23 protein-coding genes and 1 tRNA gene are annotated in these 24,592 nt (G+C 61.0%); 6 read left to right on the top strand and 18 right to left on the bottom strand.

Annotation, left to right across the window (positions count from 1 at the left end):
* Positions 1 to 109 precede the first annotated feature (109 nt).
* Positions 110 to 182, bottom strand: a tRNA-Ala gene (locus WKF55_11975).
* A gap of 200 nt (positions 183 to 382) precedes the next feature.
* Positions 383 to 1,315, bottom strand: a complete 933-nt coding sequence (locus WKF55_11970; GenBank protein ID MEJ7760293.1) for an SDR family oxidoreductase — start codon at positions 1,313 to 1,315, stop codon at positions 383 to 385.
* Positions 1,316 to 1,485: 170 nt separating this feature from the next.
* Here WKF55_11970 and rnz point away from each other — a divergent pair, with 170 nt between their 5' ends.
* Positions 1,486 to 2,409, top strand: a complete 924-nt coding sequence (gene rnz, locus WKF55_11965; protein MEJ7760292.1) for a ribonuclease Z — start codon at positions 1,486 to 1,488, stop codon at positions 2,407 to 2,409.
* A gap of 78 nt (positions 2,410 to 2,487) precedes the next feature.
* Here rnz and WKF55_11960 read toward each other — a convergent pair whose 3' ends face one another.
* Positions 2,488 to 2,940, bottom strand: coding sequence for a DUF983 domain-containing protein (locus WKF55_11960; GenBank protein ID MEJ7760291.1), 453 nt, complete (start codon positions 2,938 to 2,940; stop codon positions 2,488 to 2,490).
* A gap of 168 nt (positions 2,941 to 3,108) precedes the next feature.
* On the opposite strand from WKF55_11960, the gene WKF55_11955 reads away from it, so the two are divergent.
* Positions 3,109 to 5,013, top strand: a complete 1,905-nt coding sequence (locus WKF55_11955) for a gamma-glutamyltransferase (protein ID MEJ7760290.1) — start codon at positions 3,109 to 3,111, stop codon at positions 5,011 to 5,013.
* Positions 5,014 to 5,071: 58 nt separating this feature from the next.
* Here the strand turns inward: WKF55_11955 and WKF55_11950 are convergent, their stop codons facing one another.
* Positions 5,072 to 5,416 carry a hypothetical protein gene (locus tag WKF55_11950; GenBank protein MEJ7760289.1) on the bottom strand — a complete coding sequence of 115 codons (345 nt, stop codon included), beginning with the start codon at positions 5,414 to 5,416 and terminating at the stop codon, positions 5,072 to 5,074.
* Positions 5,416 to 5,823: a DUF2203 domain-containing protein gene (locus tag WKF55_11945; GenBank protein ID MEJ7760288.1), complete on the bottom strand. Its 408-nt coding sequence runs from the start codon at positions 5,821 to 5,823 to the stop codon at positions 5,416 to 5,418. Before WKF55_11945 ends, WKF55_11950 begins: the two co-directional genes overlap by 1 nt.
* A 70-nt stretch (positions 5,824 to 5,893) precedes the next feature.
* On the opposite strand from WKF55_11945, the gene WKF55_11940 reads away from it, so the two are divergent.
* Positions 5,894 to 6,457: a hypothetical protein gene (locus WKF55_11940; protein MEJ7760287.1), complete on the top strand. Its 564-nt coding sequence runs from the start codon at positions 5,894 to 5,896 to the stop codon at positions 6,455 to 6,457.
* Positions 6,458 to 6,477: 20 nt separating this feature from the next.
* On the opposite strand, the gene WKF55_11935 is transcribed toward WKF55_11940, so the two are convergent.
* From WKF55_11935 to WKF55_11915, 5 genes are all read right to left on the bottom strand, one after another.
* Positions 6,478 to 7,275 carry a hypothetical protein gene (locus WKF55_11935; protein MEJ7760286.1) on the bottom strand — a complete coding sequence of 266 codons (798 nt, stop codon included), beginning with the start codon at positions 7,273 to 7,275 and terminating at the stop codon, positions 6,478 to 6,480.
* The gene (locus WKF55_11930; protein MEJ7760285.1) at positions 7,275 to 8,330 is read right to left on the bottom strand and encodes a metallophosphoesterase; all 1,056 of its coding nucleotides are present in this window, start codon (positions 8,328 to 8,330) and stop codon (positions 7,275 to 7,277) included. The genes WKF55_11935 and WKF55_11930 overlap by 1 nt, the downstream gene beginning before the upstream one ends.
* 61 nt (positions 8,331 to 8,391) lie before the next feature.
* Positions 8,392 to 11,070 (bottom strand): BamA/TamA family outer membrane protein, encoded by a 2,679-nt coding sequence (locus tag WKF55_11925; GenBank protein MEJ7760284.1) that lies wholly within the window; start codon positions 11,068 to 11,070, stop codon positions 8,392 to 8,394.
* A gap of 88 nt (positions 11,071 to 11,158) precedes the next feature.
* Positions 11,159 to 11,662 carry an acyl-CoA thioesterase gene (locus tag WKF55_11920; protein MEJ7760283.1) on the bottom strand — a complete coding sequence of 168 codons (504 nt, stop codon included), beginning with the start codon at positions 11,660 to 11,662 and terminating at the stop codon, positions 11,159 to 11,161.
* Positions 11,659 to 12,543 (bottom strand): hypothetical protein, encoded by an 885-nt coding sequence (locus WKF55_11915; GenBank protein ID MEJ7760282.1) that lies wholly within the window; start codon positions 12,541 to 12,543, stop codon positions 11,659 to 11,661. The genes WKF55_11920 and WKF55_11915 overlap by 4 nt, the downstream gene beginning before the upstream one ends.
* A gap of 59 nt (positions 12,544 to 12,602) precedes the next feature.
* Between WKF55_11915 and WKF55_11910 the strand changes: the two genes are divergently transcribed.
* Positions 12,603 to 13,850: a putative glycoside hydrolase gene (locus WKF55_11910; protein MEJ7760281.1), complete on the top strand. Its 1,248-nt coding sequence runs from the start codon at positions 12,603 to 12,605 to the stop codon at positions 13,848 to 13,850.
* Between the two features lie 2 nt (positions 13,851 to 13,852).
* Here WKF55_11910 and WKF55_11905 read toward each other — a convergent pair whose 3' ends face one another.
* The 5 genes from WKF55_11905 to WKF55_11885 all read right to left on the bottom strand — a co-directional run bounded on the left by WKF55_11905 (position 13,853) and on the right by WKF55_11885 (position 19,032).
* Positions 13,853 to 16,474, bottom strand: a complete 2,622-nt coding sequence (locus WKF55_11905) for a DUF5916 domain-containing protein (protein MEJ7760280.1) — start codon at positions 16,472 to 16,474, stop codon at positions 13,853 to 13,855.
* A 194-nt stretch (positions 16,475 to 16,668) separates the two neighbouring features.
* Complete coding sequence (locus WKF55_11900) at positions 16,669 to 17,295, bottom strand: hypothetical protein (protein MEJ7760279.1); 627 nt, start codon at positions 17,293 to 17,295, stop codon at positions 16,669 to 16,671.
* Positions 17,296 to 17,332: 37 nt separating this feature from the next.
* On the bottom strand, positions 17,333 to 17,839 hold the full coding sequence (locus WKF55_11895) for a hypothetical protein (GenBank protein MEJ7760278.1): 507 nt from the start codon (positions 17,837 to 17,839) through the stop codon (positions 17,333 to 17,335).
* Positions 17,840 to 17,927: 88 nt separating this feature from the next.
* Positions 17,928 to 18,467: an ester cyclase gene (locus tag WKF55_11890; protein ID MEJ7760277.1), complete on the bottom strand. Its 540-nt coding sequence runs from the start codon at positions 18,465 to 18,467 to the stop codon at positions 17,928 to 17,930.
* A gap of 94 nt (positions 18,468 to 18,561) precedes the next feature.
* Positions 18,562 to 19,032 carry a DUF1569 domain-containing protein gene (locus WKF55_11885; protein ID MEJ7760276.1) on the bottom strand — a complete coding sequence of 157 codons (471 nt, stop codon included), beginning with the start codon at positions 19,030 to 19,032 and terminating at the stop codon, positions 18,562 to 18,564.
* Positions 19,033 to 19,300: 268 nt separating this feature from the next.
* Here WKF55_11885 and WKF55_11880 point away from each other — a divergent pair, with 268 nt between their 5' ends.
* On the top strand, positions 19,301 to 19,531 hold the full coding sequence (locus WKF55_11880) for a cation transporter (protein MEJ7760275.1): 231 nt from the start codon (positions 19,301 to 19,303) through the stop codon (positions 19,529 to 19,531).
* Positions 19,531 to 20,973, top strand: coding sequence for a magnesium transporter (gene mgtE, locus WKF55_11875; protein ID MEJ7760274.1), 1,443 nt, complete (start codon positions 19,531 to 19,533; stop codon positions 20,971 to 20,973). Before WKF55_11880 ends, mgtE begins: the two co-directional genes overlap by 1 nt.
* On the opposite strand, the gene WKF55_11870 is transcribed toward mgtE, so the two are convergent.
* From WKF55_11870 to WKF55_11860, 3 genes are all read right to left on the bottom strand, one after another.
* Positions 20,970 to 22,907 (bottom strand): acyl-CoA dehydrogenase family protein, encoded by a 1,938-nt coding sequence (locus WKF55_11870; protein MEJ7760273.1) that lies wholly within the window; start codon positions 22,905 to 22,907, stop codon positions 20,970 to 20,972. The two genes, mgtE and WKF55_11870, sit on opposite strands and share 4 nt — an antisense overlap.
* Entirely contained in the window at positions 22,904 to 23,611 is a 708-nt protein-coding gene (locus WKF55_11865; GenBank protein ID MEJ7760272.1) for an SURF1 family protein, read from the bottom strand. The genes WKF55_11870 and WKF55_11865 overlap by 4 nt, the downstream gene beginning before the upstream one ends.
* A 64-nt stretch (positions 23,612 to 23,675) precedes the next feature.
* The gene (locus WKF55_11860) at positions 23,676 to 24,563 is read right to left on the bottom strand and encodes a DUF72 domain-containing protein (protein ID MEJ7760271.1); all 888 of its coding nucleotides are present in this window, start codon (positions 24,561 to 24,563) and stop codon (positions 23,676 to 23,678) included.
* Positions 24,564 to 24,592: the final 29 nt, after the last annotated feature.

The raw sequence follows: 24,592 nt of genomic DNA, 5'->3' as shown, positions 1-24,592 counted from the left end.
TGCCACGCGCGCCGTCATTGGAACTCTACGTCCTACCGAACGGCGGCGGGCAGCTGATCTATGCACTGCTTACACCCTGATTCGCAAAAAGTGCGAACAATCTTCTCAATGGAGCTGAGGGGGCTCGAACCCCTGACCTCTGCAATGCGAATGCAGCGCTCTCCCAGCTGAGCTACAGCCCCGCGCATGCGCGAGAACACAACTTAGCTCGCCCGAAGCAAAAACACACCACCTCACACAGCAGGCCTCACCAATGCAGGCGTCGCCATGTTGCGCACCGCCCGAACTCATTCATGATAGGGGCACATACGGTGGCTGTCAAGAGAAAATCGAACGCGGTACGCAGTCGTAACTCCTTGCCTGCAATCACGATACGGAATCGCTACCCTCCCGTGACATCACCGCCCAGCAGTGCGATTATCTCGCCGGTGATGTAGCTGGAGTCCGCATTCGAGGCCAGAAATACATACGTCGGCGCCATCTCCTCTGGCTGGCCCGGACGCCCCATCGGCGTATCGGCGCCGAACTTAGTGATCTTCTCGGCCGTACTGGCAACCGGGTTGAGCGGTGTCCACACGGGCCCCGGAGCTACCCCGTTCACCCGGATCTTCCGCTCGATGAGATTCTGCGCCAGCGACTTCGTGAAGGCATGGATCGCCCCCTTCGTTGAGGCATAGTCGAGCAGCGTCTTCCCTCCTTCAAACCCGGTGATCGAACCGGTGTTGATGATGCAGCTCCCCTCCCGCAGATGCGGCAATGCCGCCTTCGTCATGTAGAAATAGCCGTAGATGTTGGTCTTGAACGTATGATCCCATTGTTCCTCGCTCACTTCCTCGATCGAATCCTTGTTCATCTGGAAAGCGGCGTTGTTGACCAGAATGTCGAGCTTCCCCAGCTCACTCACCGTCTCGTCCACCGCTGACTGACAATTTTCCATGCTGGTGACATCGGTGGGAATCAGTAGCGCCCGCCTGCCCTCTCCCTCGATCGCCGCTCCTGTCTCCTCGGCATCACTCTGTTCCTCAGGGAGGTACAGAATGGCCACGTCCGCCCCCTCCCGGGCATAGAGCAGCGCGACGGCCCGGCCAATGCCTGAGTCTCCTCCGGTGATGAGAGCAACCTTGCCTTCGAGTTTGCCCGCAGCCCGGTAGGCAGGGGATTCGAATTTCGGACGTGGATTTACTGCAGACTCGAGCCCGGGCGACTGCTGATGCTGCCTCGGCAGCGGAGGCTGAGCGTAGGATTGTTCCCGCTTGTTACCGCCCTTCTTCTTCCCGCCCTGCTTTTTATCGTCCTTCTTTTTTGCTGAAGCCATGTCAGTTCTCACCCGAGGTTAGTTGAGGCAACGGTCACCGACGCGAATAGGACCAGTGCCAATTCTGCATGGCTCGCAAGCGGTGCGCCTCGCAACATTGTCCGGGCAAATGCCGTTCCCGCAATTTGGTGAGCGCGAAGGCCGCAAACCCCTTGAGATATATTGCGCGCATGTCACTCACCGTTCGCTTCCTCGGCACCTCCGCATCGCGGCCCACCGTGGAGCGGAACGTCACTTCGATCGCAGTAGTGCGCGAAGGGGAAACGCTGCTCTTCGACTGCGGCGAAGGCACCCAGCGGCAGATGATGCGTTACGGAACGAGCTTCGCGCTCGTCGATATTTTCTTCACTCACATGCATGCCGACCACATGCTGGGCGTCATCGGGCTGATGCGGACTCTCGCACTGCAGGGACGTACCGAGCCAATGCACCTCTGGGCCCCACCAGCATCGGAACCCCTCCTGCGCCAGGCAATCGCACTGGGCAGTGAACGAGAAAAATTCCCGGTCGAGATCACCGAGTTCGTGCCGGACACCCCGATTCAGAGAAAGGGGTACAGCATTCTCCCCTTCACAGTTGATCACAAGCAGAAAAGCGCGGTCGGATTTGCACTGATCGAAGACATCCGCCTCGGTCGCTTCAACCCTGAGCTCGCGCGCAGGATTGGAATACCCGAAGGGCCGGCATGGGGAAAACTTCACCGCGGCCTCCCGGTGACGCTCGATGACGGCAGGGTCGTCGAAGCAGCGCAACTGGTGGGGCCATCTCGCGCGGGACGACGGATCGTTTTCAGTGGTGATACCCGGCCGTGCGCTGCCACGATCGCAGCATCACAAGGAGCCGACCTTCTGATGCACGAAGCGACGTTTGCCGACGAGGAAGCCGCACGAGCGATCGAGACTGGTCACTCCACCGCACGCGAAGCAGCCGATGTTGCAGCGGAGGCAAACGTGAAACAGCTCGCGCTAACCCACCTCTCCGCGCGGTACTCCCTCAACGCATCGGAGTTGCTAGGCGAGGCGCGCGAGTTATTCGACAACTGCGTAGTGGCGAGGGACGGAATGGAGATCGACGTTCCGTTCGCCGAGGATTAGCCGGTGCATTTACACAGATGCCGCAGGTTCCCGCCCACCCGATTGGCGCGTGACAGGTTATTCCACGAACGAACGATCTCAGCGCCGGATGTCTTCCTCCTCAAGCGACGGATCACCCTCGTGCCATCCCAGTTCGGCGGGCACCACCGGGCGGAACATCAGATCGACCGCAAGCCACAGCGTTTTGGCAAAAGGATAGGAACCAAGAACGCTCACAAACAGCACCACCGCACCGCCCCACTGGATTGCCTCCCAGGGTGGATCCGGCCACGTGATTAACAGCACAATCAGGAATCCGATCGCAAAGATTCCTTCCATCACTATAAGCATCACCATGTACGCGCCGAGGAAGTAGTCACTCTCGCCTCGTTCGAGATGCAGCCTGCAGCGAGGGCAGCGCTCCTTCAGCCTGAACCATGTCGCGAGCACCGATCCAGCACCGCAGTGCGGGCAACGCAGGCGCATCGCGCGCGAGAGCATGCGCCAGGCAGCGCGGATTGACACCCGGGCGCGAACAGTCGGGCCAGACATCCCGGGAATATACGGGCGGGCAGCTCGGCGTTTTTACAGAGTTCCGGAAACATACCGGCGGCGGGGTCAGGATTTGCACTCGCCTTTGTTGAATTGGGCGCGATTCTTTCTACAGTCGAAAGACGAATCAATTCGCCCTCCTCTCCGACACCTCAAACCACTCCGACCATGTCATCTCACTCTGTTCGCCTGCTGTTCGCCGCGCTGACAACGGTCGCGATGCTCCCGCTTGGCGCGCAGCGAACAGCGAAACCTCCACTGCATGCGAAACACTGGCTGGCCATTACCGGCAAGCCTCTCAGCGCAACGGCGGGTGCGATGGCATTTCAGAAGGGTGGCAATGCTGTCGATGCCGCATGCGCGATGCTCGCCGCCGGCGCGACGATGTGGGACGTACTTTCGTGGGGCGGCGAGACGCAGGCACTGATCTATCACCCCAAGCTGAAAAAAGTCATCGGCATCAATGCCCTCGGCGTTGCTCCCACCGGTGCAACAGCGGCGTATTACAAGTCGAAGGGGATGCGCAATCCTCCCGAGTACGGGCCGCTCGCCGCAGTGACTCCGGGGACACCTGGAGGGCTCATGGTCATGCTGGCCGAATACGGCACGCTGTCCCTCGCGCAGATCCTTGCGCCCGCGATCGAAATGGCAGATGGATACCCGATCGAAGCGCAAACAGCCGACAGGATGGAGCGGGACAAGGCGCATATCAAGAAATGGAAGTACTCCCGCGCTTTGTACCTCACCCATCCCGGCCAGACTCGGGAGGCACCCGAGCCCGGAGAGCTGTTCGTGCAGAAAGATCTCGCCGTGACGCTCAGGAAACTCGTGGCGGCGGAACGTGAGGCCCTACGTACCGGCAAGAACCGGAAGCAGGCTATTTACGCGGCGTACGACAGGTTCTACAAGGGCGACATTGCGAAGGAGATCGTTCGCGGGACGAAGGAAGAGGGCGGCCTGATAACGATGCAGGATATGGCAGGCTGGAAGGTGCGTATCGAGGAGCCGGTGAGCGTGAACTACCGCGGCATTCAGGTCTACAAGCTTCCATTCTGGCAGCAGGGTCCGGCAATGCTGCAGGCGCTGAACATTCTCGAGAACGCCGACGTAAAGGCGATGGGCCACAACTCGCCGAAGTACATCCACGCGATTTATCAGGCAATGAGCCTCGCCTTCGCCGATCGCGACTTCTACTACGGAGACCCGTACTTTCCGCCCGAGGAGCCGGTGCGCGGACTGCTGTCGAAGGAATATGCGAAAGCGCGTTATGCCGGTATTGACTGGCGCCGCAATGACTCAACCGTCAGGCCGGGAGACCCTTATCCCTTTCAACAGGGCACCAATCCATTCAAACAGGTGCTGGCGGACTGGAGTATCACTGGCGCCGTTGCGGCGCAGCCAAAAAGCGGGCAACAGGACAAACCCGCGAAGCCCGACAGCGGCTCTGCACCGATTGCCAGCACGGATTCGGCGTTCAGGGATGGATTTTACCGGGGAACAACTTCCATCGAGGCTGCCGACGCTGAGGGATGGGTGGTGTCAATTACACCAAGCGGGGGCTGGGTACCGGCGGTGATCGCGGGACATACGGGCGTTGGGCTGAGCCAGCGCGGGCAGAGTTTCGTGACCGATGCGGCTGATGGTCCGTTCAACGTCATTCAGCCGGGCCAGCGGCCGCGGGTTACGCTCACCCCGACGATGGCGCTAAAGGATGGGCTCCCATACTTGGCGTTTGCCGTGCAGGGTGGCGACTCGCAGGATCAGAATCTGCTTCAGTTCTTTCTCAACGTCGTGGAGTTCGGAATGACGGTGCAGCAGGCCGCGGAAGCGCCGAACATCAACAGCTACCAGATGCGGTCGTCGTTCGGTGCGCACGAGTCGCGGCCGGGGCGCATGCTGATCGCCTCGTCCACCCCGGACAGTGTGCGTGCAGAGCTGGTACGGATGGGCTACACGCTCGAGGTCGAACGGCTCACTTCGGGCCCGATCAACGCGATTCTGTTCGATCGCAAACACGGGACGTTCTGGGGTGCCTCGAGCAACTATGGGGAGGACTACGGGATAGCCTGGTAAGCCGGGACACGAGGCACGAAGACCGAACGGCAAAAGCCTCCGCGTGACGGCTTGACCGTCAGTCGCGCGGCTCCATCTCACCGTATTTCTCACCCGGCGCGGGGGCCATCGCGCGTTGCCCGGCAAGCGGGCTGGTGCCAGCCGAGATTGGCATCGACCTGCGAAACAGGAGCTCGAGCGTTTCGTCAGCAAGGGTTTTCATCACGGCATCCGGCCCGATGCGCGACGTCACGCTTCGCGCCTCCGGCCCATGCCACTGATGCCATGCGTAACGGTCGAGCCGCGACGTTTCTCCGTCAGGATGCCGAAACACGATCATTACGTTGCTCGCTGTCGGCAATCTGACCTGCACTCCCCAGCTCGTGCCGTCCGGCCCGCTGAACCCGCGCATCTCTTTCGCCATTACAGCCCCGTATGTGTTTCAGGCAGCAGTTGCCGCCCGATGAAACCCGCATGTTCCTCATGCCAGTAGCGCACGTTTTCCTCTCCAAGCTGCCAGCACAACAATACCGGCCTCCCGTCCATTTCGCCCGGGAAATCCACCAGCCCGGTATCCAGACCTTTGATCTGAACACCAAGCTGCGTGATCTCGGCGATATACCCGTCGATGTCCCGGGCAAGGTTCTGAGCCTCGCGCTCGAGCCGGTCGGCCTCATCGCTCGGTGTGTCGATAGTGCGGCTGGCCGCCGCCGCTTCGAATTCTCTGACCTTGTCCTGCCACCGCAGGTAATCCCGGACGACATCGCTCACGATGCGACGCACGAGGGGAAGCATTCTGTTGGCATCGGCGACAGTAAAGCTGGTACGCATCGCCGAAGGTTGACGGAGCGGTAGTTGATGGTCAAGTGTTAGTGCACCAATGACCTCTTCAGAATGTCGATTGATCCTCGCCTGCATGCTGGTTTTCGCGTGCAGTAGTGATTCCACTGCTGATGGTGATTCTACTGCGGCCGTTCCGGGTGCGGCGGTCGTACCGGGAATGGTTTCGGAGAACCTTGATTCCGGGGGAAAGGCCGTTGCAGCGTCCGGCAATGCACCAACCGATTCCTCTGGCACTGCGCGGAACGTCTGTGTGCATGACGGACGATGGGCGCTGTGCACGGTTGAAAGACGTCTCCGCCAGGCCGGATTCGTCGCAAAACCCGTTGCGGGAACACCAGCCAGACGAGCGGGATTCAGTGTCGCGCCCGCGGTCTACACACTGGGCAGGGCTCGTATCGAGTTGTTCGTTTACACAGACGAAAAGGCGCTTGCCCGTGACATGGCCGGTATCGACACGATTCGCGTGGCACCACCTGGCGTTGCAGGAACGTGGGAAACGACGCCGATTCTGGTGCGTTCAGCAAATCTTGCCGCAGTTCTGATGAGCCAGAATCAGCGGCAGGTTGAACGGTTCAGCCTCGCGATTACAGCGGGAGCGCCGCAGCCCGGCTCGCCAAGGTAGTCATGGCTGTCGGCGGGTCACTACGGCAGCCGGACGTACGTGACGCTGATACCGAGCTGGTAACCGCTGTTGCCACGAAAAATTCTTTGCACGCCGAGGTAGATGTCGAGCTCGCGGCTGCCGAACTGCTGCAGGCCAATGCCGAAATTGCCAAGGTAGCTGGCTTTGTTCTGGCGCCCTTCATTGGAGCAGTCAACGTCGAGCACAAAACCCGGTGTGACGTACGACACCAGCCGTATCCTCTGGAAAAGTGCAACCGAGAAAGGCAGGCCGAAGTCGAGGGTACATGCATTCATACCCGGCAGCACATTTGGCGCATAACCAACCCCGAACTCTGCTCCAAGCGTATTGGTCGCACTGTTGTCGCCAAATACTCCGGCCAGAGCAGAGGCGCCCGTAAGAATGCTGAAGCGGCTTCGTCCGCCGACCATCAGGTGGCGACCACATCCCTTGCCGGCAAGATCGCAGTCCCGATCCTGAAAGCCGCCAGTGACTCCGATAGTGGAGCCACCGCTGTATTGATAGTCGATGCCTGCGGCGACAGCCAGCAGATCGGGCCCGTGTCGCTCGCGACGGTGTCCGGCTTGGAGTCGGCCACCCCAGTAGTTGTGATTCCGGCTTGCCGGCATCGGCAATGCCAGCGGCGGGAGTGCTCCAACCGGCGTGGCCTGAAGTCGCAGAAGATGTAGATCATCATCCGTCGCCGGAGTTTGTGCTTCGAGTGGCGTGAACACCGCCCATGCGAGACCCAGCAACACCGTGCGAAAGAGAATCCGCATATTCCTTTCGCGAGCCGTCATGGTCGTCGAGCGCATCATCACCGAACCTCCAGCCATCGTGAGTAGGCGAGCCCGCCAACGCCGCCGTCGGAATAGTTGAAGACCCGCAGCAGCACGCCCTTATTGCGGAGGATATCGACACGCATGAAGCCGCTCCGCCGCTGAACCACGTGATAACTCTCTCGCATCCATACTGCACATGTCGTCTTGGCCTCAGAACCCGCACCACTCACGAGCAAATATCGAACGTTGGGTCCGCCTCTCAACACCTGAAGATTGTGTTCATGTCCCGCGGCGTACGCCAGCGGCGGATTAGCCGCGAACGCCGCCTCGATGGAATCACGCATGACACGGTTGCGTGACGAGGTGATGTCCTGACCGCGTCCGCCGAAGCGGCGGAATGGCCCGGTGATTCCGCAATAGCCGCCGTGTTCACCGCCGGTCATGAGCGGGTGGTGGCCTGCCACAAACGTCACACGGCCGTCCTGCTTCGCTCCAACCTGAGCCCTGAGCGCCGCGGTCACTGCGGCAGGATCGGTAGCGCACTTCGACAAGGAATCTCTGACGATGTAGCTGTGCAGCCACCATTGCGTATCGAGGGCAATCAATCGGAGCCGCCCCGCGTCGAGCGCGACGGGGCCTGGACAGCCGTTACTGGGCAGCATGCGCACGTTCCGACCCTGTGCGAGTGACGCGATCACACGCTCCTGAAGCCGAATCGCGTAGAGACCGAATGGACCTGTATTGGCCCAGTCGTGATTTCCGGGAACGAATATTCCCTGTGCTCCGCGAGGAACCGCGTTCACCTGGGACGCCAGCCGGCGACGCGCGTCCTCCCATTCGGCGCGACCTTCCTCCGGCATCCCTTCCGGATAAACATTGTCGCCCAGAAAGACGATTATCGTGCGGCCAGGAGCAAGCGATGCCTGTGCCGACATTGAATCGAGAGCAGGTCCGCTTTCGCGGGGATCCGGTTCGCCGGCATCGCCGATCAACAGCAGCGTCGTTTCGATATCCGCGGGAGCGATCTCCCCGATTGGCGCACGCGACCGGCACGCCGATGCGATGCTCAGGACGATCGCACACAGCGCCACGCCCGCCGTCCGTTTTGAAATCCATATGCTGCTCAAGTACCGAAACTCCCCTTTGCCAGAATCAGAAGGACAAGCCACGCTGAAGGTAAACGCGATTCACTTCACCGCGTACGAATGCAACACTCACGGTCTGGCCAAGCGCGGAGAGCCAGAAACCCGCGCCAACGCCCGTGTGCCATCCTCCGTCACTTCGCGGCAACGCGGGCCTGCCCGGTTCTGCAGCATCGTCGAACCACACTCGTCCCGCATCCACAAGGCCGAATACCCCGGTGCGCCAGCGAAGGAACAATGGCAGCGTACCTGCTGGCACCCGGATCTCGGCGGACCCAAACGCAGAGCTCTCGCCGGTGAACCGTTGAAAATCGAAGCCACGCACCGTTTCGCGTCCGCCGATCGTTGGAGCATGCTGCACGAGAAATGCACCGGATGCAAACGCACCCCCTGTGCGGAATGCCACGTGGGCTCGATCTCCGGGCAGGGGGAAATACATCGACCCCACACCGGCGGCGGTGCTGAACGACTGATCGACATTCCACAGCGGCGGAAACCCAGCCAGATTCGCCTGGAATCGCCAGCCGCGATCGGGCGCCGCGCCGCCAGGTGTGCGATCGAGGGCAAGCCCAAGCCGCACACCCACTCGGCCGCTTGCGTCGCGATCCTGCGCGCCGGCTTCAGTCACGAACGGCGAGCCCGGCGCTGGCCGGACCTTCGTCCAGTACAGCAACGGACCGGCCTCCAGCCTTCCTGTCAGAGGCCGGAGACCCGGAAAGCCATCATCGCCATCACCTAGACCGCTCCCCAGACCTTCGCGCGATCTCCAACCGATGTGCCATATCAAAGCCGGCTCGACGGCAACCAGGTCCTCGTCAACCCGCACGAGACTGGTGCGCTCACGATCCGTATCGTTGCCAAATCCGTAAAAGCGAAACGACTCGAATTTTGTAGCGCGCGCCGCGAGCCGCACCGCAAGCGGTGAATTCTCCGCTCGGTAGTCCGCATCGATGCTGACCCCGGGACGACCGTTGCCGAGCCCAAGGAGCAGGTTCGCGCCGGCTTTCCAGCGATATGGCAACCGCCGGAATCCGTTGGACTGCAAACGGGGACCGAATCCCACGATGACCCCCGCACCATCAGCGTAGTCCACCAATGGGCCCCAGCCTTTGCTGGTTCCCCAGTCCGGCCGCCAAGGCGCATCGAACCGGATCCCCGCTCCCTGCTGCGGCGGATCCCACTCCTCGATGCTCACCCGCGTGCCTTCAGTGGTGATGAACTCATTTTCGCCGTTGGAGTCGTAAAATCGCGTAGCATCTCCACCCGCAGAGTCGGTCATCAAATCGTCGCCATCGCCACCGATAATGCGCACTTTGATCGCGTTGCCCGGGGCACCCCGCACCAGGGCTACATCATCATCATCGTGCAGATAGATGCGCACCTCGTTGGTCTCGCGAGGCAGGAATGTCCTGCGGCTGAACGGTTCCGCTGTGGTATCCTTGGGACCCGTCACTGTGACCGTAACGCGGCCGTCAACATGCCGGTCAACGACTACACGCTCTTTCTTGTCGGTGCCATGTACGTCTACTTCAGTCGCGAGCCACTGGTAAAAATCGCGGGCAACATTCGGCAACTGATCGCGACGGATTCTGAGATTGGTACGGAGTCGCTCATCCGCGCCGGTCTGGGTGCGCCAGCGCGCCGGAAGCGCCTGGACGACCCCCTCGATGACCCTGTCGTCGATCGCTTTCTGAACGCGGAGTGCGACTTCGTCGACGTCAGCGCGGGCGAGCCTTTGCAGCAGGCGCCGGTCGAGATTGTGACTTTCATAGACGAGACCGTCCAACCGGAACTCGGGTCCGAAATCTATCAGCTTGGGATAGAGCGGCTTCACGACGTACTTGATCAACCACCCGCGTGCATCGATGAAGGCGCGGTCCCTGTCCCGGGGGAGTGGACGCCAGCGGTACGCGCTGTCGTCACCGTAGCGGGCGAAGCGTATGTTGTCGGCGCTTCGGTCGGTGTCGTTGATGAGGAAATCGACAAGCCGAACCGCCAGAAATTCGCGCTCATCCAGGCGGTGCGACCTGCTCGACCGAATGTCTTCGAGGAAATCCTCTCCACCCTTGATCTCTCGCGACCCCGCAAATCCCGCCTCGCCCTTGGGTGCTTCCTGCGGACTCAGCTCCATCAGGCCCAGCATTGTGGCGAAGGTATCGCGATGAACGCCGAGCCGGGGGTCATCCGGCATGAGAAAGAGCTCAGGCTTCACATGCAGCACGCCAATCGCCTCGAGCAATGGCGGCACCATCAGCGCCGACGCCGGAAAGAGTGTGCTTACCTGGTCTTCGATGATTGCGCCAAACGGCGTATCCCTGATTGCGCGCGGGATGGCCTTGCCGACAGGGAATTTGTTTACCGATCGGAAGACGTATTCCCGCCAGCCGCCCGTTTCCTCGAAGTGCAAAGTCCGGCTCTGCATTCCGCCGCCGCTCCGCACCACCTTGAGGCCACCCGCGTAGCGGGCAAGGTCGAGTACCGGCACGTCGAGTGGAGTGGTCCATACATCCCGCCACCCGTCGCCAAGCAGCTTTCGTGTCAGCCGGCCTGCTTCGTATTCCGGGCCTGGAACCACGTTGACTACCGGGGCCGTTGACGGCGGCGTTGTCTGTCCCACAGCCTCCCGGCCGAGCGACAAAAAGCCGAAAACTGTGGCAAGCGACGCGCGCCACAATGTATTTGTCGTCATCAGCCTCTGCGTATGTGAAATGCCAGGATGTGCCTTGTCGACCTTGTTCGTTGTCTGACGGACGGCCGCCGCCCGAGATGCGATGTGGTTACGTCTGCGCGGAGATCGTCGCTTCTTCTTCTTTCCGCTCTTCATTTCGGCGACGGCGGCGATCCTTCGCCGCTTCATACCTCCGAAGTTCAACTTCGGTTTCACAAACCAGCTTCGGTACTTCCACCGGCCTGCCGTTTCTGTCGATCGCCACGAAGGTCAGGTAACATGAATTGGTGTGCCGGCGAATACCAGTCTGAAGGTTTTCCGCTTCCACACGCACTCCGACCTCCATCGACGTGCGGCCAGCAAAATTCACGCTGCACTTCATCACGACCAGATCACCGAGATGAATCGGTTCGCGGAAATCGACACGGTCGACTGACACGGTGACGCAACTGACGCGGGCATGACGAATCGCCGACACGGCAGCGGCCGTATCCATCATCGCGAGAATGACTCCGCCAAATACGTGGTCGAGATTGTTCGAGTGCTGAGGCATCATCAGCTGCGATGTCTCGTGCTGGGTCTCGCTGACGGTTCTCGAGATGCCGGAACTCATCGTTGCGTCGTCGCGTACCGGGCGGCCGTTGCACCAGTCAACGCCTGAGCGATCTGCGTGTCTCCACCTTCGATCAAAGCGCCGTCGAACGCCGCGGTGAGGGCTATACGAAGCTTCGAACCCGCCCGGTGCTCATCGAGCCAGAACACACGCGGGAGCCCTGAATCAACGTAGCCGAGAATCCACTCCCGGCCGCTCAGATTCCGCAGTACAACTTCGGTTTCGGCGCGAGCGGTATCCAGTCGAGCCACAACTTCGTAACCTGCGTGGCGCCACGTCACGCCGTTTGCGTCGCGAATGCCTCCGCCGTTGGCCACAGTACTGTCCCGGCCCACAGCGGCTAGCGGAACCGCATCGCCTGAACGAACATCGAGCGCCCCCCGCAATGCGTCTGTTTTCACATCGTCGCCCCGCTCGACGGTTGTTCTCCGGTCGTACAGGATGTAGGGCCCGACAACGCCAAGAATGTCGATCTCACTCGATGCGGCAAAATCGACGTCATCATCATTGAGCTCGTCGGAATCCAGTAGTGCTGCCCCGGGAAACATGGACAGGTACCGCTTCTCCCAGTTGCTCACACCCGGATCTGCCAGCAGCAGAGTGGAATCGCCGGTCACAACGTCGCGCCTGAACACCGGCTCGGTAGTAAAGACTGCATTATCGTACGATCGAGCCGACTCACCAACGTACACCTCATAAAAACGATCGTTGGCGCTGGTGAGTATCAGCGGCGACATCCGTGCCGTGATACCACGCGGCCCGCTTCGCACCCAGTAGGTCGAGCTTCCGTCAGCAACGAGGAATTCCGCCTCGGGAGGCTTTGCTGAGGGAAACGAACAGCCAAACAGGGGTATCAGAAGCAGCCGGTACAGGTATCGCATTGGTGGCAAATATAGTGCATCATGCGCGACTCATCCCTCAACACTCAATCAGATTCCCGATGCGTCATTTCATAATGCTTGCGGTTGTGCTCACAGCGTGCGCCCCAAACCGCGATGCGGCGGGTGGCAAGACCGAAATCGGCACTGACTCGGTGGGTGCATCGTCGATGGGCAGCGGCTCCGCAACCGATGCCGCCGGGCAGCAGCCGGCTGGTGCTGCCGCCAGCGTGAACGGTATGTCGCCGGCGATGTTGAAACTGCGTACCGACGGCACGGCTCCCATCAGAGGCCTGTACGTCAACCGGTTTGCCGCGCAGAGCAAGACGAAGATGGCGAAGCTGATCGCGATCGCGGATTCCACCGAAATCAACGCGTTCGTCATCGACATCAAGGACGAGTTCGGGTTGAATTACAACTCTGACGACCCTCTCGTTCAGAAGAACGGCGGGACGCAGACAAAAATCGCCAACCTCAAGCCTCTGCTCGATACCCTGAACGCGCATGGAATTCTCCCCATCGCCCGGCTGGTGGTGTTCAAGGACTCAGTCGCGGCCCGGTTGAACCCGGGGTCGACCATCCGCAAGCCCGACGGGTCTGCGTGGCGCGACCGCAAGGGGCTCACATGGGTGAATCCCTACGCGAACGCGATCTGGGAATACAATTTCCGTGTCGCAGAGGAAGTAGTCCGAATGGGCTTCGGCGAAATTCAATGGGACTACATACGATTTCCCGAGCCGTACAAGAGCCTGCCGACGCAGGTCTTCCCCGAAGCCAATGGTCGCTCCAAGCCGGCTGCCCTCAGCGAATTTCTGGACCAGTCGAAGAAGCGTCTCGACAAGCTGGGCGTAAGAACGACTGCCGACATTTTCGGCCTCGTCTCCACGGTGGGGGGCGCGCTGGAAATCGGCCAGAAATGGGAGCCACTGGTCAAGTCGGTGGACGTAGTGTTGCCAATGGTCTATCCGTCGCATTATCCGCGCGGTTCATTCGGCATCGCCCGCCCGAACGCCGATCCCTATAACATCATCCACATCGCGATCTCACGGGGCCGCGAGCGCACCGAAGCGCTCGGGCTGAAAGGCGAACGCGTGCGCCCCTGGCTCCAGGCCTTTGACCTTGGCCAGCCGCGTTACGGCGCGCACGAGATCAGGGAGCAGAAGCGGGCTGTATACGACTCGGGTTACGAGGGCTGGATTCTGTGGCACCCGGGCACAAAGTACGACCACGTGCTGCCGGCGCTCGAGAAGACCCTGGTATCACGAGCGAAGAAGCCGCCGGTCCCGCCGCGCAAGGTGTCGCTGGACTAGCGCTACGGATTCAGCCAGTAGCTCACCTTCATCAGAAAAATGTTGTCCGGTCTCGCGCCGAACAGCCCGTCGAAGTCGCGGCCGAACGCGAAATCACCGATTGGCTGAAAGTTGTTCCTGGTCTGCTGCCAGGCGAGATACATCGTCGACCCGGGGCGCCAGTCCCACTTCACAACCGCGTCCCCGCGCAACGATGCAAAGTTGAAGTCGGGACGTGGGTCTGCGAACGAGATCGCGCCGTTGCCCCGTCCGTTCGGATAAATGCGCCCGTCAACTACCTCCCCGATGTCTGCACCGTAGGTGAGAAACTTGAATTCGCCCGGCTCGGCGAACTCTTTCGTGGCGCCAAAATCTCCGCTCGCCACAAACGGCTGTGCGAACACCTGAAGGGAAAGCTGTGGGCTGAACGTGTAGTTGATCCGGGTATCGAACGCTACCGTCGTCTGGTCGACATTCGCGAACAGATACCGCGTCCCGAATGTGCGGGTCGCCGAGGGGTCGATTATGCGGCCGAGGAACTGCGCTTCCGACCGGTCGCGGCTGAGCGAGGGGCCGACCGACAGCTCCAGGTTGGACCGGGGCTTTATCTGAAGATTTCCAAAAAAAGACCGGTTGAACCCGTCGCCCGGACCCGTCTGCGCGAACGTTCCGAATTCCGCGACCAGCGATTTACGGGGGTCGGACGAAACTGAAACATTCAGGGAAAGAGTTCCCGGCCTGTATGCGCGCGGACCACCCCGTGTGAGCCGGTCATCCACCGTGCCGGGCAACGCCGACGATAAACCGGTGAAAACGGACCAGTAGTTGAGGAGCTGCACGAATCCGTTAAAGAACAGCCGGTTGGAGATGTTTTCCCACGAGTAGTTGTGCTCGACGAGGGCTGTGGATGAAAGTTCGTAGCGTCGAAAACGCCCCGGCCGTGATTCCGAGTAATTCACATTGGCCTGTGCATCTATCCGGTCAGCGCGACGCTGGAAGCCGAGGTCGCTGATTTCGTAATCGGGGCTTATCGTGCTGAGGGCGCCGTTCATCCTCCAGTGGCGGCCGACCCGGTGGGAAAGGTTCGCCGACCCGGAAAAACCAGTGAGAGAAGTAGCCGAGCTGTCGAGCTCGAGGTGGTCTGCGTCGGGACGCTGAAAGTAGTGATAGGGCAGTCGCTGCGTGGCGAGCAGGACTGACTGGTCACCGCGCACGTGGCTCGATGCGGCAAATCCGCGGAAAGTCCATGTACGCTCGGACCACTGGTGCGACAAATCGATGCCCCCCGTGTACGCCGATTTTCGCAGAACGGCGGCAAGGTCTCCCTCGACATTGACGCGGTTGACCGCACCAAGAAATCCGCCAACAGCCGTCTGGCCTCCCCGTCCTTCGCGCCTCAGCCTGCCGGCGAAATAATTCGTGAGTGGTTCGGCCACCTGAGTTCCGTTAACTCCCTCAGGCGTGCGGAAACGTGCGGTCTCGCGCTGTGTGACGGCATCAAGGACGCCCATCGCCCACCCGCCAGCGGTTCTGCCGGTGAGCTTTGTGGCGCCGATAATCCTCGTCGCATCGGGAACATCGACTTCCGCGTACCGCGGCGAAAGCGACGGTTGCCGGCCGATCCGCCTCGAGTAGAAGACACTGTTCGTTCCGTCAGTTCCGAAATTGAAAAGTTCCGAACCCTCCACGAAGAACGGCCGCTTCTCCGGGAAAAAAGTTTCGAACGCCGTAAGGTTAATAACTGCCGGATCCACTTCCACCTGCCCGAAATCCGGATTTACCGTGGCATCCAGGGTCATGTTGCTGGTGACTCGGTATTTGAGATCGAGCCCCGCATCGGCTCCTGCCTCGCGATCTTCGCGAAAGGGATTTCCTCCGCGGTCGATACTTTCAGCGCGGCCCACCACATACGGCATGATCTCGAGCTTCTTTCCCGTGCCGATGTCATTGATCCCCACGAGATGTCCGAACCGCGGAATTCCGCCAGCCTGTTCACGCGGTGTGAACGCCCACACGGAAAATTCCTGATTCCGCGCAATCTGCCGCTCCACCTGCAGACCCCATTGAAGGTTACTGCGCCCCGTGAAGCGGAGCTGACTGAACGGAATGCGCATTTCCGCAATCCATCCTGAATCGGTAACAGTTGTTTCCACTTCCCATACAGGCTCCCAGCCATCGTCCTCGTTCGACGGCGCCCGGGTCTGGTCGCGCCGGACGCCCAGGGGGTTGACCTCGAACCCTACCGCAGTGCGATGATCGTGATTGGTGTCGAGGATGACCGTGAGCCAGTCCGAGGCCGTCATCTGCATGTCACGCCGGCCGAGCCGTCCGCTCGTTGACTGGCGGTCGTACAGCATTGCGCCGATGTAGACGGCGTCGTCGTCGTAAAGGAAGCGAATGTCGCTCTGCTCGCTCGCCGGCTTTCCTTCCTGGGGATCGAGCTGCCTGAATTCACCGAGCCGCTGCGCGGTGCGCCATTGCGGGTCGGCGAGCGACCCGTCGAGGCGGATCGAACCTGTCAGGCGCGCCGCGGTCGCACGGGGCGCCTCGGCGTTGTGATTGCCCGCGGGTTTTTGCGCTGGCTGTTGCGCGGCGAGCGTCGCTGCTGCGAACGCGAGCAGTATGAATGCACAAGGCAGTTTCAACGGGCGCCCTTGAACCGGCTGGGTGATGCAGTGGGAATGCCTGAGAATTGGTATCAGGATCGGAAAACCTGAACCTCAGTCACCATGATAGCGGCCACAGCGGGGGGTGTGCTGTAAGAGATTTGTAGGGACGGCCGTGACCGCCCCGGCGCGAGTTACCATCCAACACCAAAGAAGCGGCCAGCGATTGCACGCTAGAATCTGATACCAACGCTAATCGGAATGGCGGCCGCCTCGCTGTTCGATTCAATCAGGTCGTGGGCGCGCAGTTCTGCGTACAGGTTCACGCTCGAGAATCGAGCGGAGAGCCCGAAGCCAACGTTATACCCGGGCACAGTCGCGCGCGTATTGTAGCTGACCGTACGAAACGGCGGGTTGCCGGCGCACGAAACGAGTTGGCGGTCCACCACGCAGACCGCGATAGGCCCTTCTGCTTCAGTGGTCGTGGTCTGGCGGTTGTAGAGACCGATTCCGACGGGGGCGTAGGCGCGGAACCGACCAACCATTCCCAGCGGAATGTGTAAGGCGGCACCGAGCGCCGTGATCCGATTTCGGTCTGACGTTCCCAGGCAGTACTGGTCGTCAAGCCGATCGCAACGTGGACCGTTGCTGCCGGCAGTGCCCCTCTGATGCAGAAGCTCGGCGCGAACCTGCAACCCGTTCCGTTCGAATACCGAAACGCTTCCCTGCGCACTAAAGGCTTCGCCTGAATAAAGACGACTCCCAGTGACGCCATAGCCGGCTTCAATAGAGGGATGAAACGACTGTGCCAGCAGTGGCAGCGGAAGATGCAAAAGGGCAACCAACAACAACTTGCGCATATCTCGTTTCTCGATGCTAGGCACACCTGACTCCTGGTCAATGTTCCTGATTAGTCCCCGCGGGCTCATACCGCCGATTTCGCCGTACTTTCGACGCGACGAGAAACCCGGCGTAGAAGCACGCTGCTGCAACTGCGGCAACGCTGCCCCAGAGGGAAACAGGAAGCAGATAGGATGCGTTGCTGCCGTCGGTAGCGATGAGGTAGATCCACTCGTCGAGCGCCATGCCCAGTCCCGAGCCGAAGACGACGACTGCCAGGTCCATTCGGCGCGTCGATCCGCGAAAAATCGCGAGGGGGATGCCTCCTGCGACTACGAGAACGAGGCCCGTGAAGAGGTGGTGGATGTTGTAGCCCGCAACGTCGAAGTCGGACTCCGGGGAGAGGTGCAGCATCGCGCGGAGAACCACGAAAGTCACCGCCACCGAGAGTACCAGGAGACGGCCGTTTCGGCGTGCAAGCGCGGACGAGGTTCGGTAAGGCGGCATATGCTCAGCGGAAGGCATTGCCGCGATGGCTGTTGGCTGCAACGTTTTATCCGTCATCAGGGTTTGATCTCCGTTGCTCCAGACTACAAGCTGATCGTTCACCAGAGCCCGAAATAATCGACCGCTGTGTCGATCGGCTCAACATTTATCGGACAGGAGGTGGCAGCGCACCAAGCTGGCCGAGCATCCCGAGCGCGTCGTTCTGATTCCACCCTTCGACGATGCGCCCGTTCGCGAGGCGCTCGATGCTCATCCCGGTGACTGTCACTTCGCGGCCGGTGGGTGCAATCCCGTTCAACTCGCCACGGTGCGTGCCACGCATCGTCAGGCGGGCAGCGACCCGGTCTCCCTCCGCTACCATGTCCTCGATGGTGAAACGCGCATCGGGGAATGCTTTCCGGAATCCTGTGAACCAGGCGGTCCACCCTTCACGGTCAAGTGGCGCCGCGTTGCCCGGGATGTGCCCCGCGTAGTTCGGATCGAGCAACGAGTCGCGAAGAGTCATGTCTCCCTTGCTCCACACTTCCTCGAAGAAGCGCCGGACGACCCGTTTGTTCGCCTCGCCGGTACCGGTTTGAGTCCTGACACCCGGCGGGGAAGCAGCTTTCGGATCAGGCGAGTCGGACGAGCAGGCAGTGAGCGTCACAAGGACACATGTGATTGCGAGCGGAGAGAGTCTGGACATCAAGAGCTCCGAGAGTGGAAATTACGCCGACGCGGGAATCAGATAATGCACTCAGCTCAATGAGAGAGAAAGGCTTGATTGCTGCTCCCGCCGATCACACCCCGAACTGACGGAAGTGATGGTCGAGGTGCCGGTACTGCTGTACTCCCCACTGCTGGCCGGAAAGAGGCCCGAACGCTGGATGCGCAGGCCACCGACCAGCTTCCGCGACGATCGGGATGCGCTCCAGCGCTTCGTCGAAAGCGCTCAGCTCGGCGCTCCACGCCGGCCCGCTCTCCACACCGCTGATCGCATTGCGGGCAAGCAGCTCGGGAGAAGTCGGCAGGCCTTTCGGAAACGGAATCACATGGATCAGCATGTGTTTCAGTGGAGCGTTGCGCACGACCCACGGCACCCGCGCGGTAACGACGTGAACATCGCCCGTCATCATCCCGAGCGACTGGATGAGGTGAGCGACCATCTGCGGCGCGGAGAACTTGCCCCATTTTGGTACGGTATTCGGCCGCAGCGCCGCGAGCCGGCGTCGAAGCGCATCACGCGACTCTGCGTGCAGCAAAGATTTCATCGAGACTCCTCTGTTGACGGCAGATGCGTGGCAGGCGTGCATGGAAAGCGGGGTCCTGCCAATGCGTCAACCACCCTCGCGCTCGAGGCACTGGGGGCCGCCGACCCTTCCACAACCTGTCAGAAATACTGTGATGGTCCTGATTGGCCCGCAACCGCGCTGGGCCAGAAACCGTTTGCCACGTGCCGGTCTGATTCGCTCTGAGCACCGCAGAAATGCTCGCGATCAGGCGGTGGGCAAATTCCCGGCTCTCCACTATACTTGCCGCATGGTCACCACGGCGAAGATCACGGGCATGACTTGCGCGCATTGTGTCCGCGCTGTTTTTACGGCGCTCGCCGGCGTCCCCGGCATCTCCAGCGCCGATGTCTCACTCGGCCAGGCGGTGATCGATCACGACGGGACGGCTACCGACGAGGCCATCAGCGAAGCCGTGACCATTGCCGGATACCGCGTTGCCGCGCTCAGCGTCAGCCGCCGCCAGCTGCCGGTGGTGTGATGAAAGACCATCGGCACACCCCCTCTCGCACCGTTGTCGGTGAGGACGCAGCGAGAGGGGTTGCCGCACTGATCGCCCCCGACATTCTGGTTCTTCTCGACGAAGCTCCGGCCAGCATTTCGGCGGAGACGGAGGAGATGCATCCCGCCGATCTCGCCGACGTCGCGGAGGCGCTGCCGCGAGACAGGGTCGCGGAGCTGCTGAGCGCGCTCAGCGCTGCGCGCGCTGCCGATGTGCTCGAGTATCTCGACGAAGATCTGCGAAGCGAAGTTCTCGAAGCGATGACCACCCGCCAGGCGGCGGAGCTGGTCACCCAGATGACGCCGGACGATCGCGCCGACGTTCTCGACGAGATGGAGGAAGAGAGGGCAGACGAGATCCTCTCCGAAATTCCGCGGCAGGCACGTGAGGAAACCGAGCGGCTCCTGGCCTACGAGCCAGACACGGCCGGCGGGCTGATGACCACCGAGTTCGTTTCCGTGCTCGAGGATACACCCGTCGAAGAAGCGCTCGCCGGCGTGAGGCGAATCGCCAGAGGCGGCCGGCGCGAAGCAATGCACGCCATCTATGCCGTCGATACGGCAGGTACGGTAAAAGGTGTAATGTCCCTTCACGAACTCCTCGCAGCTCCCGAAGGTGCGATGGTGAAGGATGTCGCGTGGGAAGAAGTCGTCAGTGTACCGGCAAGCATGGATCGCGAGGAAGTTGCGCGGCTCACCACGAACTACGATCTGGTGGTGCTGCCGGTGGTGGACGAGCAGCGGCGAATACTCGGCGTGGTCACCGTCGATGACGTCATCGATGCGCTCGTCGAGGAGCACACGGAAGACGTGCAGCGGTTCGGCGGAATGGAAGCCCTCGACGAGCCGTACATGCAGATCGGATTCCTGTCGATGATCCGGAAGCGCGGCGGGTGGCTCGCCGTCCTCCTCGTCGGCGAGATGCTCACCGCGTCGGTGATGAGAGGCTTCGAGGAGGAGCTCAGCCGCGCGCTGGTACTCATGGTGTTCATTCCGCTCATCATCAGCTCAGGCGGAAACTCCGGATCGCAGGCAACCTCTCTCATTATTCGCGCAATGGCGCTTGGCGAAGTGCGACTCAGGGACTGGTGGCGCGTGGCGTTGCGCGAGCTGCCGTCAGGACTCGTGCTCGGAACGATCCTCGGTGTTCTGGGCGTGCTGCGGATAGTGCTGTGGCAGACCATCTGGCCGGGAACGTATGGGGATCAATACATACTCATTGCTGCCGTCGTCGGCGTTGCGTTGCTGGGAGTGGTGACGTTCGGAACACTCGCCGGATCGATGCTTCCATTCGTCCTGCGAAGAGCCGGCTTCGATCCTGCGAGCGCCTCGGCGCCGTTCGTGGCGACGCTGGTGGATGTTACCGGACTGGTGATCTACTTCTACGCTGCCGCTATCATCCTGAGGGGCACTTTGCTCTAATGTGCTCCGGCGAGTACGTCCCGCTCCGGCATCGGCGATGGCGTTTCATCCATTGATTGCGGCATGCTGTCTATCCCCATCTCCATACCATACGCGGAAATGCCCTGCTCGAGCCAGGCATGCTCGCCCTTCAGCACCTGCATCGCCAGCTTGTAAAGATTGTCGTCGTTCGGTCCGTACAGGTTTCGGAAGTGATCGTCGATTCGGAGTCTCGCCTCCCGGCAGAAGCTGTCGGCAAGCGTCACCGCTTCTTTCTGGCCGTTTTTTGCGAGCATCTGCGCGCGCACACAGGCGGCCGACATGGCGAATAGCTCCGCTCCTATGTCCACCGCCCGGAAAAGTACGGCCTGCTTCCGCTCGAGCTTGGGGCCGAACCGCACCATTGCATGAAATATCGATCGGCCGAGATGCCGCGTCGTGCTCTCGAGATATCGCATGTGGGTTGCCAGCTTTCCAAACTCGCTGTACCGCTTGAGCCTCCCGGTACCCACCCAACGTCCGGGATACCAGGTAAGGTAGAACGGAGTGGATTTCGCCATCGCCGTCAGCCGATCCTTCATCGTCGACTCCGGCTTGACGATATCGAACGCAAGCTTGAAATGATGATCGACAGCCTCGCGCGCGATGAACAGCCGCATGATCTCCGACGAGCCTTCGAAAATCAGATTGATGCGGAAATCCCGCATCGCGCGCTCGACAGGTATGGCTTCCTCACCGCGCTTTGCCAGCGAGCTCGCCGTCTCGTAGCCGCGGCCGCCGCGAATCTGCAGCGTATCGTCAATGATTTGCCAGCCAGCTTCGGAATTGTAGAGTTTCGCGAGTGCCGCCTCGAGCCGGATGTCGTAACTGCCCTTTTCGTATAACGCGGTCGCCAACTCGGCTACCGCCTCCATAGCAAATGTGTAGGCTGTCATTCTTGCGATCATCTGCGCCACAGCCTCATGCTTCCCAATCGGTTGGCCCCACTGTACCCGCTCGGCCGCCCATTTACGGGAGATGCGCACCATCGACTTGGCCACGCCGGTACATCCGGCGGGCAGGGACAGTCGCCCTGTATTGAGCGTAACCAGGGCCAGCTTGAGCCCCTTCCCTTCGCCCCACAGAATGTTGTCGCGCGGCACTTTCACGTTCGTGAAACGGATCACGCCGTTCTCGATTGCCTTGAGGCCCATGAACCGGAGACGATGGACGACCTCGACTCCCGGCATGCTTGCGTCGACGATGAACGCGGTGATCTGCTTTACAGTTCGTCCCCTTACCTGAGCATCGGGCGTTCTTGCCATGACAACGAACAGCTCGGCGCGCGTTCCATTCGTGCACCAGAGTTTTTCGCCGTTCAGAATGAAGTTCTCGCCATCGTCCGTGGGCGTTGCGATGGTGCGTAGATTCGCGGGATCAGAACCCGCGTCCACTTCGGTTAAAGCGAACGCTGAGATTGCGCCTCTGGCCAGACGTGGAAAAAATCTCTGTTTCTGATCGTCCGTTCCGAAAATCTTGAGCGGCTGCGGAACGCCGATTGACTGACTGGCGGACAGTAGCGCGATCAGTGATCCGTCCTTGGACGCGACTATCTCCATCGCGCGAATGTAGGTCATCTGCGAGAGCCCGAGCCCGCCGTATTCCGTCGGAATCTTGATTCCGAACGCCCCCATGTCACGCAGCTCCTGCACTACCGGCTCGGGTATCTCGCCCGTGCGGTCGATCTCGTCGGAATTCACCCTGTCCATGAAACTCGTCAGACGGTCGAGAAACGGCTTTGCGCGGGCCGCCTCGATGGGGTCGTTCGGCGGATGCGGATGGATCAGGTCGGGACGGAATCTGCCGAGGAAGAGCTCGCGAGCGAAGCTCGGATGCTCCCATTCGGTCTCGCGCGCCGACTCTGCTGTGTCACGCGCTTCCTTTTCGGTCGCGAGCATCTGCGATGCGTCCGTCATTTGCGCCTCAGGAGGACGTATGTGCCAATGATAGATATGGTGGCGAATGAAAACCACTGGAACGCATAAGAGAGGTGCGGGCCCTGATCCATCATTGGCGCCGGCAGCCGCGGAGGATTGCTTTGCGGCAGGTCTCGCGGCACGGGCGTCGTGTCGGCGGCGAGCACCAGGTGATACGGGGCGATCGGGTATGGCAACCGGTTTCTCAATACCCGGTAATCAAGCCACCGGTAGGCGTTCGGACGACTGGCGGAGGCAGCGTTGCCGCTGCGCGGCGGCGGATAGGTCGCGACATAGCCGATACCGGCGACCGAGTCCTTCTCACGCCATTTCCTGAGATCCACTGTCATGGCGTCAGGTGCGTAGACCCATCCCCGATTGACGAGAATCGCCGTATCGCTGCCCGCGATGCGAACGGGAGTAACGATGTTCACTCCAGGTGAACCTTGGCGGGTGCGGCTCATCAGCACGAACTCGTTCGCGTAATCGTACGTTCCGGCTATCGTCGCCCGGCGATAGCGTGCGTTGGCCGTGTCGGCGGGCAACCGCGACACTTCAACCGGTGGAACCGCAAGCCGCCGGGCGAGGATCTGATTGAAGTCGCGGCGTGAATCGAGCCGCGAGAGCTGCCACACTCCGAGACTCGCGCAAGCGGCCGCGATTGCGAGCGAGACGGCGGCCATCGATGCGGTGCGAACCCTCATGACTACAATGTAAGGAGATTCGCGGCGTGACCGCCGCGCGTCCGACTGGAATCCATTCAGAGCATCAGAACAGCGATAGCTGATCGCCGAGCAGGTCCGGGTCGACGGGCCGTTGTCCCATTCGTCGCTGAAGGTCACGCGCGGTTGCCGGGCTGTGACCGCTGAAGGTGTTGGCCACGTAACCAAAGATGTCGTTGACACCGCCTCGCATCTCGAGCATTGCGCGGGTCCACGCTTCGACCTCCCGGGTTCGGTCCACCTGCACTCGCGAGTAATCGACAAGGTCACGGTTGGGTCCCATCCAGCGGATATACGCGAAGTCTGCCGTTGGGCGCGCGGCAAGAGCGAGCATGAGCCGGCGCGGAAACCATCGCCCTTCAACGAGGGCGAGGGCAATACCGCGATCGCGCAGGAATGCAACAACCCCTTCATTGAGCCATCCCCGATGGCGGAATTCGACGGCGACTCGCAGATCGTCCGGAATCTTTCCGATGAAATCCACCAGCGCGGGAAGCTCGCCGGGGTCGAAGCTCGGTCCGAGCTGAACGAGGATCGGGCCGAGTTTCGTGCCGAGCAGGCGTGCTCTCTCGTAAAACTCCTCGGACACTCCCGAAGTGTCGCGAAGTCGCTGTTCGTGCGTGACTTCCTGCGGCAACTTTAGAGAAAAAACGAAGTCCGCGGGAGTGCGGTCGAACCAGCTCTGGAACGTCGTCGCGGCAGGCACCCCATAGAAGGTCGAATCGACCTCGACAGTGCTGAAGGCCCGGGAGTAGACGGAGAGAAAATCGGGCGCGCGTGTGTTGACGGGAAAGAATGGCCCGACCCAGGCGTCGTAATTCCACCCCTGTGTTCCGATGTTGACTGTCGTAATCTCTTTCTTCACCGGAGCATCGGGATCGGTAGAGGGCATTTGCAGAAAAGTGGTCTCAATATTGCCATCCTGGAGGTACAAGTAACGTACCCGCGAGTTTGATTCCAGGA

The sequence above is a fragment of the Gemmatimonadaceae bacterium genome, from assembly GCA_037721215.1.
Lineage (GTDB): Bacteria > Gemmatimonadota > Gemmatimonadetes > Gemmatimonadales > Gemmatimonadaceae > UBA4720.
This window is presented reverse-complemented; position numbering and strand designations above follow the sequence as displayed.

Coding starts and splice junctions, on each gene's coding strand:
- WKF55_11970 (MEJ7760293.1), bottom strand. CDS start 1,315: ATGGCTTCAGCAAAAAAGAAGGACGATAAAAAGCAGGGCGGGAAGAAG.
- rnz (MEJ7760292.1), top strand. CDS start 1,486: ATGTCACTCACCGTTCGCTTCCTCGGCACCTCCGCATCGCGGCCCACC.
- WKF55_11960 (MEJ7760291.1), bottom strand. CDS start 2,940: ATGTCTGGCCCGACTGTTCGCGCCCGGGTGTCAATCCGCGCTGCCTGG.
- WKF55_11955 (MEJ7760290.1), top strand. CDS start 3,109: ATGTCATCTCACTCTGTTCGCCTGCTGTTCGCCGCGCTGACAACGGTC.
- WKF55_11950 (MEJ7760289.1), bottom strand. CDS start 5,416: ATGGCGAAAGAGATGCGCGGGTTCAGCGGGCCGGACGGCACGAGCTGG.
- WKF55_11945 (MEJ7760288.1), bottom strand. CDS start 5,823: ATGCGTACCAGCTTTACTGTCGCCGATGCCAACAGAATGCTTCCCCTC.
- WKF55_11935 (MEJ7760286.1), bottom strand. CDS start 7,275: ATGATGCGCTCGACGACCATGACGGCTCGCGAAAGGAATATGCGGATT.
- WKF55_11925 (MEJ7760284.1), bottom strand. CDS start 11,070: ATGACGACAAATACATTGTGGCGCGCGTCGCTTGCCACAGTTTTCGGC.
- WKF55_11920 (MEJ7760283.1), bottom strand. CDS start 11,662: ATGAGTTCCGGCATCTCGAGAACCGTCAGCGAGACCCAGCACGAGACA.
- WKF55_11915 (MEJ7760282.1), bottom strand. CDS start 12,543: ATGCGATACCTGTACCGGCTGCTTCTGATACCCCTGTTTGGCTGTTCG.
- WKF55_11910 (MEJ7760281.1), top strand. CDS start 12,603: ATGCGTCATTTCATAATGCTTGCGGTTGTGCTCACAGCGTGCGCCCCA.
- WKF55_11900 (MEJ7760279.1), bottom strand. CDS start 17,295: ATGCGCAAGTTGTTGTTGGTTGCCCTTTTGCATCTTCCGCTGCCACTG.
- WKF55_11895 (MEJ7760278.1), bottom strand. CDS start 17,839: ATGACGGATAAAACGTTGCAGCCAACAGCCATCGCGGCAATGCCTTCC.
- WKF55_11890 (MEJ7760277.1), bottom strand. CDS start 18,467: ATGTCCAGACTCTCTCCGCTCGCAATCACATGTGTCCTTGTGACGCTC.
- WKF55_11885 (MEJ7760276.1), bottom strand. CDS start 19,032: ATGAAATCTTTGCTGCACGCAGAGTCGCGTGATGCGCTTCGACGCCGG.
- WKF55_11880 (MEJ7760275.1), top strand. CDS start 19,301: ATGGTCACCACGGCGAAGATCACGGGCATGACTTGCGCGCATTGTGTC.
- mgtE (MEJ7760274.1), top strand. CDS start 19,531: ATGAAAGACCATCGGCACACCCCCTCTCGCACCGTTGTCGGTGAGGAC.
- WKF55_11870 (MEJ7760273.1), bottom strand. CDS start 22,907: ATGACGGACGCATCGCAGATGCTCGCGACCGAAAAGGAAGCGCGTGAC.
- WKF55_11865 (MEJ7760272.1), bottom strand. CDS start 23,611: ATGAGGGTTCGCACCGCATCGATGGCCGCCGTCTCGCTCGCAATCGCG.